The 20027-nt window shown below is 62.2% G+C and carries 17 protein-coding genes; 6 read left to right on the top strand and 11 right to left on the bottom strand.

Going from position 1 to position 20027, the window contains the following annotated elements:
* A partial coding sequence (locus AC1DM5_RS31520; RefSeq protein ID WP_477976551.1) for a hypothetical protein occupies window positions 1-190 on the top strand: 190 nt, incomplete at its 5' end.
* A 22-nt stretch (window positions 191-212) separates the two neighbouring features.
* The gene (locus AC1DM5_RS31515; protein WP_477823534.1) at window positions 213-1028 is read left to right on the top strand and encodes an APH(3')-I family aminoglycoside O-phosphotransferase; all 816 of its coding nucleotides are present in this window, start codon (window positions 213-215) and stop codon (window positions 1026-1028) included.
* A gap of 153 nt (window positions 1029-1181) precedes the next feature.
* On the opposite strand, the gene AC1DM5_RS31510 is transcribed toward AC1DM5_RS31515, so the two are convergent.
* From AC1DM5_RS31510 to AC1DM5_RS31480, 7 genes are all read right to left on the bottom strand, one after another.
* Window positions 1182-2624 carry an HlyD family type I secretion periplasmic adaptor subunit gene (locus tag AC1DM5_RS31510; protein ID WP_477823533.1) on the bottom strand — a complete coding sequence of 481 codons (1443 nt, stop codon included), beginning with the start codon at window positions 2622-2624 and terminating at the stop codon, window positions 1182-1184.
* Window positions 2621-4765 (bottom strand): peptidase domain-containing ABC transporter, encoded by a 2145-nt coding sequence (locus AC1DM5_RS31505; RefSeq protein WP_477823532.1) that lies wholly within the window; start codon window positions 4763-4765, stop codon window positions 2621-2623. The genes AC1DM5_RS31510 and AC1DM5_RS31505 overlap by 4 nt, the downstream gene beginning before the upstream one ends.
* 42 nt (window positions 4766-4807) lie before the next feature.
* Complete coding sequence (locus AC1DM5_RS31500; protein ID WP_220336956.1) at window positions 4808-5116, bottom strand: hypothetical protein; 309 nt, start codon at window positions 5114-5116, stop codon at window positions 4808-4810.
* Window positions 5117-5183: 67 nt separating this feature from the next.
* Window positions 5184-6416, bottom strand: coding sequence for a GTP-binding protein (locus tag AC1DM5_RS31495; RefSeq protein WP_477976549.1), 1233 nt, complete (start codon window positions 6414-6416; stop codon window positions 5184-5186).
* A gap of 47 nt (window positions 6417-6463) precedes the next feature.
* Window positions 6464-11806 carry a DUF4082 domain-containing protein gene (locus tag AC1DM5_RS31490; RefSeq protein ID WP_477823530.1) on the bottom strand — a complete coding sequence of 1781 codons (5343 nt, stop codon included), beginning with the start codon at window positions 11804-11806 and terminating at the stop codon, window positions 6464-6466.
* 905 nt (window positions 11807-12711) lie between these two features.
* On the bottom strand, window positions 12712-13875 hold the full coding sequence (locus AC1DM5_RS31485) for an acyltransferase family protein (RefSeq protein ID WP_477823529.1): 1164 nt from the start codon (window positions 13873-13875) through the stop codon (window positions 12712-12714).
* A 224-nt stretch (window positions 13876-14099) separates the two neighbouring features.
* Window positions 14100-14630, bottom strand: coding sequence for a dihydrofolate reductase family protein (locus AC1DM5_RS31480; RefSeq protein ID WP_477823528.1), 531 nt, complete (start codon window positions 14628-14630; stop codon window positions 14100-14102).
* 161 nt (window positions 14631-14791) lie between these two features.
* Here AC1DM5_RS31480 and AC1DM5_RS31475 point away from each other — a divergent pair, with 161 nt between their 5' ends.
* A complete protein-coding gene (locus AC1DM5_RS31475; RefSeq protein WP_477823527.1) occupies window positions 14792-15196 on the top strand; it encodes a hypothetical protein in 405 nt (134 codons plus the stop codon).
* Window positions 15193-15663 carry a MarR family winged helix-turn-helix transcriptional regulator gene (locus tag AC1DM5_RS31470; protein ID WP_477823526.1) on the top strand — a complete coding sequence of 157 codons (471 nt, stop codon included), beginning with the start codon at window positions 15193-15195 and terminating at the stop codon, window positions 15661-15663. Before AC1DM5_RS31475 ends, AC1DM5_RS31470 begins: the two co-directional genes overlap by 4 nt.
* Before the next feature lie 35 nt (window positions 15664-15698).
* Here the strand turns inward: AC1DM5_RS31470 and AC1DM5_RS31465 are convergent, their stop codons facing one another.
* The 3 genes from AC1DM5_RS31465 to AC1DM5_RS31455 all read right to left on the bottom strand — a co-directional run bounded on the left by AC1DM5_RS31465 (window position 15699) and on the right by AC1DM5_RS31455 (window position 17461).
* Complete coding sequence (locus AC1DM5_RS31465) at window positions 15699-15929, bottom strand: hypothetical protein (RefSeq protein WP_477823525.1); 231 nt, start codon at window positions 15927-15929, stop codon at window positions 15699-15701.
* Window positions 15930-16302: 373 nt separating this feature from the next.
* A complete protein-coding gene (locus AC1DM5_RS31460) occupies window positions 16303-16824 on the bottom strand; it encodes a hypothetical protein (protein WP_477823524.1) in 522 nt (173 codons plus the stop codon).
* 55 nt (window positions 16825-16879) lie between these two features.
* Window positions 16880-17461, bottom strand: coding sequence for a dienelactone hydrolase family protein (locus AC1DM5_RS31455; protein WP_477823523.1), 582 nt, complete (start codon window positions 17459-17461; stop codon window positions 16880-16882).
* 234 nt (window positions 17462-17695) lie between these two features.
* On the opposite strand from AC1DM5_RS31455, the gene AC1DM5_RS31450 reads away from it, so the two are divergent.
* On the top strand, window positions 17696-17911 hold the full coding sequence (locus tag AC1DM5_RS31450) for a hypothetical protein (RefSeq protein ID WP_477823522.1): 216 nt from the start codon (window positions 17696-17698) through the stop codon (window positions 17909-17911).
* A gap of 117 nt (window positions 17912-18028) precedes the next feature.
* On the opposite strand, the gene AC1DM5_RS31445 is transcribed toward AC1DM5_RS31450, so the two are convergent.
* Window positions 18029-19162 (bottom strand): FAD-dependent oxidoreductase, encoded by a 1134-nt coding sequence (locus AC1DM5_RS31445; protein ID WP_477823521.1) that lies wholly within the window; start codon window positions 19160-19162, stop codon window positions 18029-18031.
* An 83-nt stretch (window positions 19163-19245) separates the two neighbouring features.
* On the opposite strand from AC1DM5_RS31445, the gene AC1DM5_RS31440 reads away from it, so the two are divergent.
* Window positions 19246-19980: a TetR/AcrR family transcriptional regulator gene (locus AC1DM5_RS31440; RefSeq protein WP_477823520.1), complete on the top strand. Its 735-nt coding sequence runs from the start codon at window positions 19246-19248 to the stop codon at window positions 19978-19980.
* Window positions 19981-20027 lie beyond the last annotated feature (47 nt).

Raw genomic sequence — 20027 nt, 5'->3', positions numbered from 1 at the left:
CGAGATCGGGGGACTGCATGATCATGCTCCTTTGTTGAAGAAGCTCGTCATGCTCTGCCCTTGCCGGACGACGTTCAATCCAGGCGCAATCTCCAGCCCGCGCCCTCTACCTCAACCGCAGACGCCCTCCCGCGCAGCGGGTTCGTTCTTCGACCCCTTTGCGGACTTCTTGTCCGCCGTTATCAAGTGATATCAGCGGACGGGAACACAAGTTGATGAATGTAGATCGCGAAGAGAGCTGTGCGGTCATACCCGTGCCGGCAAGAGTGTCTGTCGAGCTGACGGGGTATGAGTGGGCGCGGAACAATGTCGGCGAGTCCGGCGCCGCCGTCTATCGGCTCTACGGCAAGTCCGAAGTCCCCGATCTTTTCCTGAAGCACGGCCGGGGCGCCGTAGCTGGCGATCTGGTGGACGAGATGGCCAGGCTGCGTTGGTTGGCGAAGCACATAGCGGTACCGGCAATCGAGCACTTCGTCATCACCCCTGGCGAAGCATGGCTGCTCATGACCGCACTGCCAGGGAAAACGGCCTATCAGGTGCTGGAAGAACGGCCGGAAGACAGCATGGCCGTCGTCGATGCGCTGGCGGACTTTCTTCGACGTCTCCACGCGATTCCAATTCGCGACTGTCCGTTCAATAGCGATCATGTCTACAGGCTCAGCCTCGCGCGAAAGCGAATCGATTCTGGCTTGGTGGAGGAAGACGATTTCGATGAGGAGCGGGAAGGCTGGACGGCCGAACAGGTCTGGCACGCCATGCACAAGCTGCTGCCGATCGCACCCGATCCGGTCGTAACCCACGGGGACTTTTCGCTCGACAACCTCTTGATGGTGGACGGTAAGATAGTCGGCTGCATCGATGTAGGACGCGTTGGTATCGCGGATCGCTATCAGGACCTTGCCATACTTTGGAACTGCCTCGGAGAGTTCGAGGGCGATCTCCAAGGCAGGTTCCTCGCGCGATACGGGGTGCCCAGCCCCGACCAAGGCAAGCTACAATTCCACCTGATGCTGGACGAGCTTTTCTGAACCGGGATGGCGGCTTTCTCGCAAGTCGCTCCGAGAGCTGGCGTCGGCATGCCCGTGGCATCAAACAGGTTTGGGGGCGGCACCGTAGGGCGCGCCCCCATCCCCCTGGCTCGTGTAGGTGGCCCCTCGCCTACACCTCGCCTGCGACCCCCCTCAATTCGGCTCGCGTATCGCATCATCCAGCCCGCGCAGCAGCGGGTAGAGGAAATAGGAGATCACCGTGCGGTTACCCACCTTGATTTCCGTCGACACGGTCATGCCCGGCAGCAATCTTACCGGCGCTCCGGCAGCATTCAGCCTTGTATCCGCAAGCAGAATGCGCGCCTTGAAGAAGGGGGCGGATGGCTGGCTCGGGGTGGCGGTCTGTTCCGGTTGGCCGGTGAGGAAAGTGTCCTCGCTGATCGTTCGAACTTCGCCTGTTGCCGTGCCGTATTTCTGGAAGGGATAGGCGTCGAGCTTGATGCGGGCTTCCTTGCCGACGGCCACGCGGCCGATATCGCGGGTGTTGATCGAGACTTCGGCTTCGAGCGGCACGTTGATCGGCACCAGCGTCACGACAGGCTCGGCCTCGCGCACGACGGAACCGACCGAGCGCTGGGCGAGATCGAGCACGACGGCATCGGCGGGTGCGGTCAGCGCCACCATGTTGCGGCGCAGCTCCATCTTCTTCTGCTCTTCGCCCGCCATGTCGCGCTGGCCGCGCAGGTCCACCAGCTGCTCCATCGCGGCGCGGCGGAAATCCTCGATGAAAGCCTGGCGGTCGGCGCGCAGTTTCGCATAGGCGTGCACTGCCTCGTCGGCCTTGCCGCGCACGGCGGTGATATCGGCCTCGACATCGAGGCGGGCGTCGCGTGAGCCGAGCATGGTTAGCAGCGAGCCGCTTTCCTTGTCGTAGAGCTTCTTTCGCGTCGCCTCGATCTGCGAGAGGTTGTCGCGCCGGTCGTTCAGCACGGCCTCCTGATTGCGGTTTGCCGCAAGCACGGACGACTGGCCGGCGATCTGCTGTTCGAAATTCTGCAGCTGCGCCATGTAGAAGGCCCGCCGCTGGCCGAAGAGCTGCACCTGCAGCTGCTCATCCTTCGTGTTGCCGGCAATCTTCGAATAATCCTCGCCGGCAAGCTCGGCCTCCAGGCGTTTCACCTGAGCGTCGAGGGCGGAAAACTTCGCCCTCAGCTGTCCGACATCGGCCTGGCTGAAGGTGGCGTCGAGCGTCGCCAGCGTCTGGCCGGCATGCACCACCTCGCCGGCCTTCACGTCGATCGTGCGGATGATCGAGGTTTCGAGCGGTTGGACGACGATGGTCGGCTGCGTGGTGACGAGCTTGCCCGGCGCAATCACCACCTCGTCGATGGAAGAGACCGAGGCCCAGGTGATCGCTGCGGCAAGCAGCGCTGTCACGCAGTAGAGCGTCATGCGGGCAACGCGCGGCGGCGCGCGTTCTTCGAGCTCGACGGCGTCGGACTGGAACTCGGCAATTGCCGGCGGCAGCGGCGGACGGGCAGTGAGCTCCCTGCCCTTCTCCGGTCCCTTGTCTGATGGCCCCTTGTCCGAGGGTACCGGCAGGTTATCGCCTGACTTTCTGACGTGCGCGTTCATGCGACCTGCCTCATCTGCTGTGCCCAGAGGTGGCGGTAGGTCATGCAGCGCGACACGAGCTGATCATGCCGGCCGATATCGGCGACCTTGCCGCGATCGATGACGAGAATGGCATCGGCATCGACGAGCGTCGAAAGCCGGTGCGAGACGATGATAACAGTGCGGCCGGCAGCGATGCGGCTGAGGTTGTCGCGGATGATTGCCTCGCTGTCCGGGTCGAGCGCGCTTGTGGCCTCATCGAAGATCAGCAGCTTCGGATCGGTGATCAGCGCGCGGGCAATGGCAAGCCTCTGCTTCTGGCCACCCGAGAGGTTGGAGCCATTTTCCTCCAGCATCGTGTCGAAGCCGCGCGGCAGGCGCTCGATGAACTCTTCGGCGCCGGCGATGCGGGCAACCTCCATGATCTCCTCGATGCTGGCATCGGGCTTGGCGGCGGAAATGTTGTCGCGCACCGAGCCGCGGAACAGGAAATTATCCTGCAGCACGACGCCGATGCTGGTTCGAAGATGCACGAGGTCGATCTCGCGGCTGTCATAACCATCCATGCGCACCAGCCCCTCCTGGCTCTGATAGAGCCCCTGGATGAGCCTTGTGATCGTCGTCTTGCCCGAGCCGCTCTTGCCGACCACGCCGAAGACGCAGCCTGCCGGAATGGCGAAGGAGACATTGTCGAGCGCCGGCGCCGCATCAGGCGCATAGCGGAAGCTGACCCTGTCGAATTCGATGCGGCCATGCAGATGCGGCCGCACACCACGCCCGCGACCCGCCTGCTCCGGCCGCTGGTTCATGATCTCGCCGAGCATGCGCACTGACAGAGCCACTTCCTGATATTCATGCACCATGGTGACGATCTGCACGAGCGGCCCCGAGACGCGGCCGGCGAGCATGTTGAAGGCAACCAGCGCCCCGATCGTCATCGCGCCGCTGAACACATCAAGCGCGCCGAGGCCGATGATCGCAACGCTCATCAGCTTTTCCAGAAGTCCCGTCAGCGACTGGGCAACCGTCGAGATCTTCTCAACGCGGAAACGCACGGAGATGGACTGGGCCGAATAATCGTCCCACACCTTGCGCTGGCGCGGCTCCAGCGCCAGCGATTTGACGGTGCGCATGCCATGCACGGTTTCCACCAGCAATGCCTGCCGGTCGCCTTCGGCCTGGTAGAGCGCCTTCAGGCGGCGCTGGAACGGCCCGACGAGCATCATCACCACGAGGCCGACAAGCGCTGCGAAACCGAGCACCACGAGCGTCAGCTTCACGCTGTAGAGAAGCAGGATCGGCACGAAGACGAAGAGCGAGACACCGTCGAGAAGCGTCAGGAACAGGCGACCGGTCAGGAACTCGCGGATGCGCCCCGTCTGCTGCATATGCTTGACGAGAACGCCGGCAGAGGCCTGCTCGAAGAGCGCGATCGGCAGGTTGAGCAGATGGCCGAAAGTGCGGGTCGCGACGCGGATGTCGATCCGGTTCGTGGCGTAGAGCAGCAGATAGCGCCGCAGGAAGCTGAAGGTCGCATCGAAGACGAGCGCGATCGCAATACCAACCGTCAGAACCGTCAGCGTCGCATAGCTCTGGTGCACGAGCACCTTGTCGATGACCAGCTGGAAGAAGATCGGCGTCATCAGCCCCAGGCCGTAAAGCACGAAGGCGGCGAGCGCGACATCGCGGAAGAAGCTGCGCTGCTTGATGATCTCGGGGACGAACCAGCGGAAGCCGAAGGGCCGGTCCTCGTCGGACATGCGATAATTGCGCTTCAGCAGGATCACCGATCCGAGCCAGGCCCTGGCGAATTGCTCTTCGCTGAGCATGATCACTTCAGCGCGCGAGGAAAGCGGGTCGAGAACCCGGATCCTCTCCTCCTCGCCCTCCCCGACAGCGCCGGCGATAACCACCCAGTTGCCGTTGTTGAGTTCGGCAAGCACCGGGAAGGCCTCGCCGAGCTGGAACAGGCCTCGCCAGTTGAGATCAAGATGCTTGGCCCTCAGGCCCGCATCCTTTGCCATGCGCAAGAGCTGCCGCACGGCGACGGGATCGTTGCCGACAGCATAATCGTGCTGCAACCGCTCAGGAGAAAGATCGACGCCGTGATGACGTGCGACGAGCGCAAGACAATGCAGGTTGGTATGCAGAAAACCACTCATGGCCCACCCGAAACAATACGAGACCGAGGCGATATTTGTTGATCAGTTGAAGTTCGGCGAGGCGTTCGAAGCGCCGGCCTGCGCCGCCTGGATATCGGCGGCTGCGGCAGCCGACATATCGCCGATCCGGCGAACCGCACCCGCCTCGACCAGACCGCCGAGCGCCTTCTGCATGAGATCGACCGCATTGGCGAAGGCGTCGACCGGCATGATGATGCGCTGGCGGAAGACCGGCTTCGGATTGTTGTTGGCATCGCGGTCGGTCGCCGACAGCGACATCAGGTCGATGCGCACGATCGTTCCCGTGATGGTGATTTCGCCGATACCGTCTGCATAAAGTTCGCTGCTCATTGTTCTCTCCTCTGGTTGATAATCAAAACACGTTCACCTTAGGGCGTCTTACGTCCATTAGGACGCTCTAACTCTTTGAATGCGCATGGATATGTGCGTGCTGCCAGGGCGGAAACGGATCCCGAAGCCCTGTGGCGATCTCCGGGTCGAAACCCGTCTCCGCCCCGGCCAGGCAATCGTCGAGCGCACTGCAGATGGCGTGCCTGTCGAAGCCGGAACCGATGAAGACGAGCTCCTGGCGGCGGTCGCCCCAGACATCGTCCCAGTGCCTGTCGATCAGCTGGCGGAACTGCGGATAACGCGGCCATTGCGCCCTCGGCACGGAGGCCCACCAGAAACCCCTGGTATCGATGCGGCATTGGGTGCCGGCAATGGACAGCAGGCCGATCTCATCAGGCCTTGTCGCCAGCCAGAAATGGCCCTTTGCGCGAATGAGGCCCGGCCATTTCCTGTCGAGGAAATCGCTGAGCCGCGCGGGATCGAAGGGCCGGCGGTTGCGATAGACGAAACTTGCAATGCCGTATTCCTCGGTCTCCGGCACATGGTCGCCCCAGCCGAAGAGCTCCTTGTGCCAGAGCGGATGGCGAGCAGCCTTTGCCTCGCTGAAGAGGCCGGTATCCATGATCGCGCCGAGCGGCACCTGGCCGAAGACCGCCTCGATGACGCGGGCATCCGGATTGAGCGCCGCCACGACCTGGCGAACCTCGGCGAGCATTGCGGGCGGCACGTCGCCTGCCTTGTTGATGATGACGACGTCGGAAAATTCGATCTGCTCAACGAGGAGTTCGACGAGCTTGCGCTCATCGTCCCCGTCACGCCTTTCGCCACGATCGGCCAGGAACTCGGCGCTCCGGTAATCGGCGAGAAGATTGACCGCATCGACGACGCAGACCATCGTGTCGAGCCTTGCCACGTCGCAGAGAGCCGCGCCGCTCTCGTTGCGGAAGGAGAAGGTGGCTGCGACCGGCAGCGGCTCGGCAATGCCGGTGCCCTCGATCAGCAGATAATCGAAACGGCCCACAGCGGCGAGCCGCCGGACCTCGCTGAGGAGATCATCGCGGAGCGTGCAACAGATGCATCCATTGGTGAGCTCCACCAGCGTCTCGTCCGTGCGCGAGAGGTCTGCACCCCCCTCGCGCACGAGATCCGCATCGATGTTGACCTCGCTCATATCGTTGACGATGACAGCAACCCGACGACCCTCACGATTACTCAGTACATGGTTGAGGACAGTCGTCTTGCCGGCGCCGAGAAACCCGGCGAGAACCGTAACCGGCAATCTGTTGTCTGCACGCATCATCGATATGATCATCCTTTACGATGCTTGGCCTTACATCCTCGCAGGCTTTACGCCGCGAGCTGCGGTTTGAACGCCACGTCCACATAGTAGTTTGTGCTGTTGTAACTGCTCGTCGGGAACAGCCCGCCCGATCCGTAGGCATAGACGCCGTTATTGCCGGCAAGCGCCTTCAGGTCGCCGTTCGTCACGTCGCTGCCGAAGTAGTTGCCGGATGCCGAGTAGTTGCCATTGGTCGAGTAGGAAACGACGTAGGTCGTATCCGCCTGGATCGCGACCTGCTGGGTAAGCTGCGCGGTCTGCCAGCCGCTGGCCGTCTCGTTGTTGAAGGTAACGCTGCCGAGCAGAGTGCCCGAAGCCGTCCAGAGATAGCCGTTGTGTGGGCTTGTATTGTCGGCCCCCTTGTAGAAACGGATGCCGGTGATCCAGCCTGCGGTATCCGCCTGGAATTTCATGCCGAGATTGACCGCCTGATTGTCGTTGACCGAGACGACCGAGGGCGTCGCGTTGGCGGCAAAGAGGTTCTGCTCCGGCCCTGCAGCCGGGTTGTTGACGGTAAGCGCAACATTGGCCGTCGCCGTGCCGCCCTTGCCGTCGGCAATGGCGTAGCTGAAGCTCGCCGGGCCCGAATAGCCAGCGGTCGGCGTGAAGGTCACCGTCTGGGCCTGGGCGTTATAGGCGACCGAGCCGTTGACTGCACCGCTGACGCCGGTGATCGACAGGGGATCGCCATCGGCATCGGTATCGTTTGCCAGCAGCGCCGAGGCCTGGATGGTAACAGGCGTTCCCGTGTTTGTCGTAAAGCCACTGTCATTGGCGGCGACCGGAACCGCATTCTGCGCGCCCTGCTGATAGAGTACGTCGACCCAGTAATTGCTGGCATTGTAGGAAGAGGTCGGGAACAGACTGCCCGTGCCATAGGCATAGACGCCGTTGCCGCCGCTGACCGAACTTGCCGGCGCCGTCAGCGCACCGCTCGTATAGTCTGTCGTGAAGTAGTTCGCGGTTGCCGAATAGAAGCCGTTGGAATGATAGCTCGCCACATAGGTGGTGCCGGCGGTGATGTTGACCGGCTGCGTGAAGGAAACAGTCTGCCAGCCGCTCGCCGTCTCGTTGATGAAGGTCGCTTGGCCGAGCAACTGGCCGCTCGCGGTCCAGAGCGAGCCGACATGCGTGCCGGTATCCTGGGCGCTCTTGTAATAGGTGAGCCCGGTGATCTGGCCATTGGCGGAAGCGATGAACTTGACGCCGAGCTCGACCGAGTTGGCATCATTGGCCGCGGTAACCCCCGACGTGTCGGCGCTGGTGAACAGGCTTGATGTCGTGCCGCCGCCGGGCTGCGAATTGACGGTCAGGCTGACGGTTGCCGACGAGGTGCCGCCATGCCCATCCGCAATCGAATAGGTGAAGCTTGCGACGCCCGTATAGCCCGAGTTTGGTGTGAAGATGACGCTATTCGTCTGGCTGTTGAACGTCACCGTGCCGTTGACTGCACCATTGGCGCCGGTGATGCTGAGCGGATCGCCATCGGCATCATGGTCGTTTGCAAGCAGGCTTGCTGCGGCAATCGAAAGCGCGGTGTTGGAATAGGTCGTATAGCCATTGTCATTGGCAGCGACCGGCGCCGTGTTGGTCGTCGACTGGTTGAAGACGACATCCACCCAGTAGTTCGACGACTGGTAGCTGGAAGTCGGGAATGTCGTGCCCGATCCGTAGGAATAGACGCCGTTAGCGCCTGCAAGGCCCGTCAGCGCGCCGTTCGTATGGGCCGAGTTGAAATAGCCCGATGTCGCCACATAGCTGCCGGTCGTGTGGTAGGAGGCGACATAGGTTGTGCCCGCCGTGATTTGCAGCGGGTTGGAGAATGCCGCGGTCTGCCAGCCGGAGGCCGATTCATCCGCAAAGCTGATCGTCGCAAGCAGAGTGCCGCTCGCCGACCAGATCGAGCCGGTATGCGGCCCGGTATCGCCGGCAGCCTTGTAGAAGCGGATGCCGGTGATTGTGCCGCTGACCGAGGCCGTGAATTTCATGCCGAGTTCCAGCGGCGAATTTTCCTGGATGCTGCCGCCCGTCGGCCCTTCATTGGCGGCAAACAGCGACTGGCCAGCCGGACCCGGATCGACGGTGAGGCTGACATTGGCCTGATCGGTGCCGCCGCGTCCATCCGACAGCGTATAGCTGAAGCTTGCCGGACCGGAATAATTGGCAGCCGGCGTGAAGATGACAGTGCCGTTCTGCTTGTTGAGGGTAACAGTGCCGTTGAGCGCATTGCCGACGGCGCTGATCGTCATCGCATCGCCATTGGCATCCGTATCGTTTGCCAGAAGTGTGGCGATGGAGATCGTCAGCGTCCCGTTGCGCGAAATCGTCAGGCCGCTGTCGTCGCCGGCAACTGGCACGCTGTTGGGTCCGGCATCGAAGACCACGTCCACCCAATAGTTGGACCCGCCGGGGCTCAAGCCCGGGAATGTGCCGGCATTGTCGCTATAGGCATAGGCCCCGCCGCCATCGACGGCCTTCAGCGCGCCGCTGGCATAGGTGCTGCCGCTACCGAAATAATTGTCGGTGACGGAGTAGAAGCCGTTGCTGTGATAGGAGGCCACATAGGTCGTGCCGGCCGCAATCTGGATCGGCGAGGAGAACATCACCGTCTGCCAGCCGGAAAGCGATTCACCCGTCGATACGCCCGTTGCCAGCAGCGTTCCGTCGCTGGACCAGAGGCTGACGACATGCTCGCCGATATTATAGAAGCCCTTGTAGAAGCGGATGCCCTGCACGGAACCTGCCGTCGTTGCCTGGAAGCGCAGGCCGAGCTCGACCGGATCGCGATCGATCGCCACTTCGGTCGCCGGCTTTTCCGCAAGCGTCCACAGGCCCTGCGTGCCCGGCAGCGTGACGGTGACCTGCTTGCCGGCCGATGGCGCCTCCAGATTGACGCTGTCATCGACGGCGCGCGACATGACGGTGTAGCTGCCGCTTGCCTGGACGACCCAGTTGTAGCTCCAGCTCTCCCGGCCGGTGGCCTTGAACCAGTGCTGGCCGCCATCGGTGGAGACTTCCACGCCGGCAATGATGCCGCCGCCGAAATCCTGCGCCGTGCCCGTGATCGTCACGTGCTGGCCTTCGAGGAAGCTTGCCCCGATAATGGGCGACGAGATCGACGAGGTCGGCTTCAGCGTGTCGGTCGATTGGGTCGCGAGGATCAGGCTCGCATCGAGCGTGGTCGGCTGGATGCCCATGTCGGCGAACATGTTGACCATCGCCTGCTGGACGTTGCGATCGGTCGAGGTAACAGGGCCCTGGTGGTTGTCGCTGAGCCCCCAGGACCAGAAGACGGTGCCGGCGCCGAAGACGAGCGCGCCGCTTGCGGCCCGGTACATGGTGAGGCTGTGGGTGGCGACGGCCGAACCGACCGTCGCGCCGTAATCGCGCAGATAGGTTTCGACCGAGATGGACGAGAGCGACAGGTTGACCAGTCCATCCGGCCGGAAGCCGTTCTCGACATCGGAATCCCACTCGTAGCCGAGCAGGTTCTGCACCAGATTGTAGGTATCGCCTTCATTCAGCTCTGAGACAGCGGTGTTGCGCCAGAAGCGCAGGTTCGAATAGTCGTAGGGGATGGAGATCGTATCCTGGCGGTAGCTGTCCACCTGGAACATCGTGCCCGTCAGCGCATTCTCCGGCTTCTGCCCCGGATCGGCATAGCGCGGATCGCGCCAAGTGCCGGTGCCGACACCGCTCGGATCCGAGCTCGTGCCCCAGGTCTCCTTGTAGCAGACCATGGTGCGGTAGGCCTGGCCGCTGCCGTCGATGCTGCTTTCCCAGCGAACCTTCCAGTAGCACTCGTTGCCGCTCCAGAAGGCGAGATTGACGCCCGCATCGCGGGCCGCCTCGACATTGGCGCGCTGCTCGGCAGACCAGTATTCGTCATGGCCGACAGAGAGATAGGCATCATGATTGAGCAGCAGCGCGCCGTTGCGCGTCGCATCGACGCCGGAAATATAGGAAACGTCGTAGCCGTTCTGCTCCAGCCACGAGATGGCAGAGGATTCGACGCCGAAGATGTAATCGTGCGAGCCGCCGATCGGGCTCGTATTGGTGATGATCGGGCGGTTGTAGCTGACGGCCGAGGCACGGCCGATAGCCTGCAGGCCGCAACTGCAGTTCGGCGGCAGGTAGCCGATCATGTTGGCGGGATCAACAGGCACTTCGCCGTAATAGAGGCTGGCGCCACCCCAGGCATTATAGGCCTGCCATGTCGTGTCCGAGGTCTGGAAGACGATATTGCTGGTCGAGGCGTCGTCGCGCACGACGAAGGGGATGATGCTGGCATCCTCGGTGCCGTCCTCGCGCACCAGCTTGGCGAAATAGACGCCCGAAACGAAATCGGTCGGGATCTGCCAGCTGGCCGATACCGACCAGTTGCCGCAATCGATGAGACCGAGCGACATGTCGACGATCGGATGCGGCTGGATCTGCGCCGTGGTCAGCGATTTCTCGATCGAGTCCACCTTGCGCGCGCCGGCCCCGCCGTAATAGCCCATGCGGTAGATATCGATGCGATAATGGGTGGAATCCGTGGCGATCTTGAAATCGACCGTCCCGCCGATATTGGTGCTGATTTCGGTGGCAAAGCCCTGGATGGTGCCGTTGCCGTCGCCCTCGATACCCCATTCGCTGATGGGGTTGCCCTGCTTCATGTTTTCGAGCGCGATCTTGTTGAGCGTCGGCGCAGCTGCTGCTGCAGCCGCCGGCGCTGCTAGCGCCACCGAGCCTACGGGGGTTTCGGCGGAAACGCTCTCGCTCGGCTGCACCGAGATGGAGGCTATCGAGGTCTGAAGGCGCAATGACGCCGTGCCGGAACCGGCGGCAGGATCGGCCGGCGACGCGGTGGGGCTCGCCGTGCCGGCATCGCTGGTAACACCCGTCAGCGTGGGTGCGGCAGGCAGCGTCGCAGCCTCCTGGTACGGATCCGGGCCGAGCACGGTGCGCTCCGACGACGTGGTCGGTGTCTGCAACACAGTCGCAACCGACGCCGTCTTGGTGGACGTGTCCTGCGCGCCGCCGTCGCCTGCAGGCGCTGATATCGCCGTCGGCGGTATCGAGGCAGTCTGCACGCTGCTCGATGAGATCAGCGCGGCAGGCTGCATGATATTGCCGATAAAAGAAGACGTACCTGTGAAGGAGGACGGGACGGCGGAGCCGTCCGGAGGAGTGGTGAAGCTGCCCTGACTGGCAAAGCTTAGGGAACCATCGGTACTCGTGGAACACACAACCGTCGCGGTTCCCAGCACTGCGCTCCAGGCTGAGGATGCACGACTGATACTCAACGCTCCACCAAATGTACTCAGGTACTCAAGGTTACTAACGCGAATTCTCCGCATAAGCGGCATCCCCCTTCCCGTCCACCCGCCTCCTGGACCTGCCCCTCAACCGGCCCCATGAAGCAGTATTTCAAGAGATGCATTCTGGCAGCTTTCGCGCGGGACCGTACGACAGCAATCAGGGGTATGCGGGTGGTGCCCCCTACGCCCATATGATGACCCCTAGGCATGCCCGACTGGCATGGCAGCAGGTTTACCTGTGGAGGTTGAGAGGAAATTCGGGTTTTGGGAGCGCGGGATCGTGTCTGTTTGCCACCAGGAGAGCATGGTACCGGCGGAAGATCTACGCTCGTGGCTGGGCACCTTGGATCATCCGATGTCGCGGATCGCGGAACTTCGAGGACAGCCTGAAGCGAAACGCAAGCGCTCGTAAACTCTCACTGCCTCACTGAGCACTCGGCTTCAGAAACTCCATCAACCTCATTGGTCTTAATAACGAGATCGGAACGAGGGAAACTTTCAACAACGACAAAGCCCATTCTCTCACACGCGGCGACGCAACGGGTCACACTGAGAGGGGGGCTCTTGTCCGCTCGAAAATGCTTACCGGAACTGGATATGTACCGCTTGAACAACGAGCAATTGCTCCATCGGAGGCACGGCGCATTGTGACGCTGTCGAAAGTCTCCCCATAACAACTGCTCAGTGCAACCAGCGATGCAATAGCCACAGCAACACCAATCACCTTCATTGAGCAGTTTCCTCTTAGAACTAACGGGTGAGCCGCCCACACCAGGGCGAAGAATTCAGGGTACTCAATGTCAAATGTCAATGAGGAAGGAAAGGGTTCTCAAACACCCTTCGAAGGCGCTTCAAAACCATTCCCAAAAATTCCGGAACTTGGTGTCAAAATTCCGATTTCTCGCTGTTGTCTGACACGGCCTTTCATCTTCTGGTGTGCTGCGTGGCCGCCGTTACCGACCCGCCCCTTCCACGGCAGCAACCGGCGCCATCGCCGCCCGGCCTTCCCCGGCACCAGTCACCCTGCCCGCCAGCGCAAAGCGCCGCAGCGACAGGACCGGCTTTTCGATGACGTGCCAGGAGACGGCGGCAACGCAAAGAACGACGACGACCGTTACCGCCGTCAGCATGACGACGCCGGGGATCGTACCGACGAAGACCGACGGCGCCAGGAAGATCGCGAGCTGGATGAACGGCACATGGTAAAGATAGACGCCGTAGGAATAATCGCCGCGCTCGAGAATTTTCGGCAGCGGCAGGCGCGACAGGCCGGCATGGATGGTGATGTAGGTGAGAACCGGAATCAGGATCAGCCGGTTGGCGACGCTGTGGGTGGCCCTCGCGTCGAGCACGATCATCGCGGTCAGCGCAATGGCGATGCAGGCATAAAGCGCCATCCTGCTCATCGGGATCCGGTCGCGCAGCTGATAGGCAAGGATGCCGCACAGGAAGGCCGTGACGAGCTGGGCGCCGCGGCTGACGAACAGCGCATGAAGGGTCGAACCGTCCTGAGCCCCGGCGGGCATGAAATGCTCGACTGCAAGGCCGGTAAAGACGTAAGCCGCAAGCAGCAGGAAAGTCGCCGCCGGCCGCCGCACCACGCCCGTGATCAGCATGACCGACATGATCGTGTAGCAGTTGATCTCCCAGGGAATGGTCCAGAGCGCCCCGTTGACCTGCGAGGTCGGATTGCCGGTGAAGACGCCGGGCAGTTCGATATGGATCGCGCCGACGATGTTCATGAGATAGGCGAAGAAGCCCGCGTCAGTGAAGTATTCGCCAAGCGGCAGCGTGGTGACGGCCGGCCCGATGATGAAGGCGCAGATCAGGATATCGACCGCGAGCGCGGGAACGATGCGCAGCGAGCGATTGAGCAGGAAATTTGCAAGGTCGAGCCGCTGGGCGCTGGCCGTGATCAGGAAGCCGCTCAAGGCGAAAAACATCGGCACCAGACTGTATTCGAAGAACCACAGGATAGGGCCGGTACCGGCATCCCAATAACCGCCAGCGGTGACGGCATGATAGAAAACGATGGTAAGCGCCAGCGCAAGGCGCAGGAAATTGAAACCTGGAGCAAGGCCCTGATAGCCCGCCAGCACCTCGCCAAAGCTCTTCATCGCCCCTCCGGAAAACCGAGCCTTTCGCCCTCCGCCTGCCGCATGAAGCACAACCACGGCGATGGAGAGGCATTTCAGAATGCATCCTACACATGAATTTTTCAACGAAAAGTTAGCGGAATGCGCGCAAAAACACAGCTTGTGCGGTACATTTTCGGACAGGCTGACGCACGCCGGGCGTGTCGAGGCGAGCAATCACCGCTTTTATCAGCGCGCGCCTACCCTCAGGCCGGAACGTAGGTCAGCCTGATCACGTCCTCGTCGATACGATCGCTGGCCACAAGGCGGAGCCGCGGCCGCGGGGCGGTGAAGAATGGCGTGCCCTGACCGAGCACGACGGGGTGGAAGTAGAGCTGATATTCATCGATGAGCCCAAGGTCGGTCAGGCTTCGCGCCAGGACTGATCCGCCAATGCCGATCTCCCCGACGAGCCGGGCCTTCAACCCGCGTAGGACCGTTTCGAGCCCCTCCCCGACAAGCGTGGCATTGGGGCCGACCGACCTCAGCGAGCGCGATACGACCCACTTCTGCTGGCCCCGCCACGCCGCCGCGAAATCGCGTGCCGCCTCGTCCCACTCAGCGTGGTCGTCATCCCAATAACGCATGATCTCGTACATGCGGCGACCGTAAACGATGGCTGCCGCGCCCCGTACGCTCTCGATGAAGTGACGGAAGAGCACGGGACCGGGCGCAAACGCCTGATGGTCGATGTAGCCGTCCAGTGACACGTTCTTTCCGTAAACAAGCTTGGCCATGTCCTCTTCCTCCTCCCGGAGCGCCGCGCCGGCGCCATTCTGGTTGCGTCATGCAATCAGCTGCAGGATAACTCGACCGGTTTTAAATCGCAATCGGTTTCAGGAATGCGGATGAAATCCGTCGTGCGGGCGGCGCGATCAAACGGCATCTGGCAATATGTATGCGAATCGCATATATTTACCGGATGGAAACAAAACTCGAATCCGCAATCAACCGGTGGCACGAAGCGGTGAACGCCGGCGATCCGACGCAGGCTGCAGCCGCAGTGAGCGACCCGATCGTCGTGCTGGGCCCGAAGGGTGCCGGCCCCATCTCGCCCGCCGACTTCGCCGGCTGGGTGGAAAGGTCGGGGATCAAACTCGTGGCGCGATCCTGGCATCCGGTCAGCGATCGCCTGATGGTGGTCGAACAGGATGCGTCATGGCCGGAAAGCCCGGGGCCGACGCGCGTTGCGACGGTCTTTCGCGTCACCGGCACCAAAGTATCGGCAGCGCTGAGATTGCCCGATCTGGGCTCGGCGCTGGAACTCGCATTCATCTGCCGCGAGATGGCCGCCAGCGAATGAGGGACCCGGACGAAGACCCTTCGCAGCATGAGACCGGCGGTCCCGGACAGACCCTGTTCGAGTTCATCCGGCACTGGTCCCGCCGCTCGAGCACCTCTGCGAGCCGCTCGACGGAGCAGAACGGCAGGTACGTCCTCGTCACCGAGGCGATCGGCTCCCTTTCGAAGCGGGCGCCTGCGACGATCAATTCCGTGGCCCACGAAATCGGCATCGATCAAAGTGGCGCTTCCCGTCTCGTCAGGGATGCCGTGGAAGCCGGATATCTGGAAGTGAACCCATCTCCTCGCGATGCCCGCCAACGCGTGGTCGCTGTCACCAGGGCGGGCCGGCGACTGCTCGTCGACGCCCACCATTGGCAGGAAGAGGTGTTCGAGCAACTGACTGATGACTGGAAGGCCGAGGAGCGCGCCGTCTTTCACCATGCAATGCTTCGACTGCTGAAGCGCTCGCATGATCAGGAGGAATAGAGCATTTCCGTGATCAGGAGAAAAACGGACTTGCCCTAGGTGTCGGCAAGCCTGAGTTCGATCAGTTCACGCGCCAGCTCGTAGGTTCCATCCTCGTCGTCGCCGGAGGCTTCGTCGATCATCTCGGCGGCGGCGCGATAGACTTCCCGCTCTTCTTCGGGAGAGAGCAGGCCCTTGTTGCCAAGCACGGAGATGAGCGAGTTTAAAACGGCAGCGGCCGATAGTGTCATTGCCTCGGATGTGAGACGCGTGGACTCTGAAGACATTTCTATTCCTCGATCGGTAGAACAACGCCTAAATAATACGTTGGGCCTTCAACAAGTTCCAAGTCGAGGTTACAGGTTCGGCCCACCGGTAGATCGGGTTGATCTTATCGCGACAATAATGCCTGCACCACCCCTGATGATTGCAAGAATTGGGCTAAGCCGTTTTGGTAGATTTTATCTTGAGGATACCATCATTCGGGCTATCCTGCCGGGGAGTTTCACTGGTATGCAACTTGACCTGCGCGGGAATGGCACAGTAGCTGACAGTGGATTTATGTCATGAATCCTGTGACATCCCTTGTGTCAGCGCGAGGGTACAGGAATCAAGGAAGTTGAGATTGACGGCGCCTCATCCGGATATCTGATCCAACCCTCATCCTCGACTCTGATCACCCGCCTGCCCGCCATCCAGCCCTCGCGCAAACGCCTCGAACCGCGCATCATACGCCCCGAACGCCCCCTCCCCATCGAAAATCCCCCAATATTTCCGGAACGACGGCTTCTCGATCTGCCGCTTGAGAAACGTCTCCCAGCCGGGCCAGAAATGCTCCGTTATCTCGGGCGTCTTGTGCCGCTCCAGATAGGCGCGCTCGAAGATCGAGATCATCATCTCGTAGAAAATGTCGCGCCTGACGAGGTCGTCGGGTGAGAGGTCGGCGGGTTCTTCCTGCCAGGGGAAGATGCCGAGGTGGGGATGTTCGACGGAGAGTTCGAGCAGCCGGTGATAGGCATCGCTGATCGTGAGGTACGAGCTGTTGAACTCCTGCTCCTTCTCCTTCACATGGGCGCGTCGCGCCTTGATGAGTTCGACGACGCCGGCGACGATCGCGACGAAGGTGCCGACGGCCGTCAGCAGCGAAATGAGATCGGCATATTCGATCAGCGCGTTGTGCATGGGCGCAGGCTACATCTTCGCCTTGGCAGGTCAATCGCCGGGGCGCCGGCATGGATCAAACGCGATTGAGGAACGCGAGCACCCGGATAGTGAGCAGCGCGGTTGCATCCGCGTCATAGGATGGGAGCGAGCTGTCGGCGAAGTAGTGCTGGTCGCCGGGATACAGGAAAAGCTCCGCGTCCTCGACCTTCTCGACGATCTCGCGGGCGGCGTCGATATCGCCCTCGCCGACGAAGACCGGGTCGTTATCCATACCGTGAATCTGGACCGGGACGCCGTCCGGCCAGGGTCCGAAGGCCCACGTGCCGCTGATCGGCAGGCAGGAGTAGAAAAGCAGGGCTCCGCGGGCTCCTGGCCGTGTCTGCGCGAGCTTCTGCGCCGGCAGCACGCCGAACGAGAACCCGGCATAGACGATCCCCGAGGGCAGTTCGTCGGCGAAGCGGACGCCGCGCTCCCGCATGTCGTCAAATCCGGTCTCACCGATATAGGCGAGACCCTGATCGATGCTCTGGAACGTGCGTCCGTCGAAGAGGTCAGGCGTGTGCACGATGTGGCCGGCGGCCCTGATGTCGTCGGCGAAGGCGCGCACGCCCGGGGTCAGCCCCTGTGCGTGGTGGAACAACAAGACCTCGGCCATAGCGAGCCTCCGGGTGAGATGGTCTGGCACACGTTCGGCCAGTTTACAGGGTCATCGCTTCGCCGGAAAGAGTGCGGACGCGGTACGGAAGGAACCCCGGCCGGCAAGATCGAGGCTTAGCCGACCTATTCGGCAAGGCGGCCGCTGCGCATAGGCGTCGAGTGCCAGGATCGCTTGACACCAGCATCTGCAAATTTAATCTCCGTTCGGTTGCAATAAACTGGGAGAATGCCGATGCTTCGTACCATCCTGCTTGCAGCGATCACCATCGCCATGACCTCCGCCAATCCCGCCTCTGCGGCAGCCTGCAGGAACGCCGCCGGCCACGCAGCCAAGTGTCCGGCCAAATCGGTGCAGCAGAGGTCGGTTGGGCAAAGCAGCAAGCTGCCGCGGGGAAAGGTGCGCACGCACACGTCGGATACGTCCGGCCGAGTGAGTTACAAATGGTGACGGCCGCCTAGAGCAATTCCAGCAAAAGTGCGCAGCGGTTTTGCGTCCGGAATTGCGTGAAAACAAAGAGTTAGAGAATTTCCGTGATTCGGAGAAGAACGGAAAGACTCTAGCGCCTCATCCCTGCCCGAGCTTGCCGGTGAAGAAATCAACCAGCCCATAGGGCGCGCGATCGCCGACGCAGAGATCCAGGATAAAGCGGGCGCCTTCCGCCTCCGTGGCGCTGCGGGTAAACATCGGCTCTTCATAGGCGGCAAGCGCTGCTTCGATATTGTCGGGCTGCGCGGCGATTGCCTTTGCGAGCTCCGCGCCGTCGAACATTGCAAGGTTTGCCCCCTCGCCCGATGGCGCCATCAGATGGGCGGCGTCGCCGATAAGCGTCACGCCAGGTAGACGCGGCCACCGGTGCGCATCCGGCAGCGCATGGATCAGGCGCGGGGCGAGCGCCGTATCGCTTTCGGTGATCAGTGCGGTGAGCGCCGGCGCCCAGCCTTCGAACTCCACGGCGATCCTGGCCTTTGCAGCGGTGGCATCGGAAAAGTCGATGCCGGCGATCCACTCGGGCGAGCGGTTCATCTGGATATAGGCGTGCAGCACGCCGCCCGCCTCGCGATGGGCGACGATGCCCTTGCCCGGCGAAAGCGCAAACATCGCGCCGCGGCCGACCACCTCCGCCGCGGCCGTGTGGCGGATATCGGCATCATAGAGATAGGCCTCGACAAAGGCCGTGCCGATATAGGCGGGCTTGGCATCCGAAAGCAGCGGCCGCACCTTCGACCACGCGCCATCGGCCCCGACAAGCAGATCGCTGACGACGCTGGTTCCGTCCGCAAAGCGCAGTTCATGCCGGCCGGCGCCAAGCGCCGCAACACCCGTGAGTTTCTTGCCCCACTGGATCATGCCCGCAGGCAGGGAGCTGATGAGGATGCGCCGCAGATCACCGCGCAATACTTCCGGGCGCGAGAGCGTACCATCATCGGCCTTCTCCAGCAGCACCGTACCATGCTGGTCGAGCGCGCGAGCGGCCTGGGCGCCGTGATGGATGATGGCGCGGAACGCCTCGGTGAGGCCGGCAGCCTCCAGCGCCCGCTGGCCGTTATGCGGGTGAATATCGAGCTGGCCGCCCTGTGTGCGTGCCTCGGCCGAAGGCTCCGCCTCGTAGATCGTGGCCTTTATGCCGTTGACGGCGAGGACGCGGGCAAGCGTGAGGCCGCCGAGGCCTGCCCCGACGATCGTGACTGTTACAGTCATTGTCTTCCTTTCCGAAGATGATTGGAACGACGTTCCATAGATAGTAATTGGAACGTCGTTCCATCCATGTCAAGATGAGGCCCATGAAAATCAAGATTCGGCAAATCAGGACTCAGCAAATCAAGGCTCAGCGGGCCAGAACCCGGAAAAGCGAGCGGCGCACCGACGCCCTCTCGAAGGAAAGGATCGTCGAAGCGGCGATCGGTATCCTCGATGCCGAGGGCGAAAATGCCCTGACCTTCCGCGCGCTTGCGGCGCGTCTCTCGACGGGCAGCGGGGCGATCTACTGGCATGTCGCCGACAAGAACGAATTGCTGACCGCCGCCACCGACGCCATCATCGGCCGCGTCCTGACCGATGTCGCTGATGATGCCGAGCCGGGCCAGGCGATCCGCACCTTTGCCCTCGGCCTGTTTGACGCCATCGACGCCCACCCCTGGGTCGGCACCCATCTTTTTCGCGAGCCGTGGCAGGCGGCGATGCTGGAGATCTTCGAAGCGATCGGCGGAAGGCTGCAGGCGCTCGGCGTTCCCGAGGAGGCGCTGTTTAATGCCGGATCGGCGCTCGTCAATTACATCCTCGGCGTTGCCGGACAGAATGCCGCCAATGCCCGCCTGCTGCCGCAAGGCACGGACAGGACGGCCGCCCTCGGCACTATTGCCGCAAGCTGGACCGAGCTCGACCCAGCGCGGTATCCCTTCGTGCATCATCTGGCGACGAAGCTCAGCGACCATGACGACCGCGAGCAATTCCTCGCCGGCATCGACCTGATCCTCGCCGGCATCGGCACGATCGGCCGGACAGATCAAGGGAGCTGAGACCGCGGAACGGGCGGCTCTCGCCCTATCGAGGTCTCAACGCAGCC

This window comes from Rhizobium sp. 01T437 (assembly GCF_056398505.1).
Note: the sequence above shows the minus strand (reverse complement) of the source record. Positions and strands in the feature narration are given on the sequence as shown.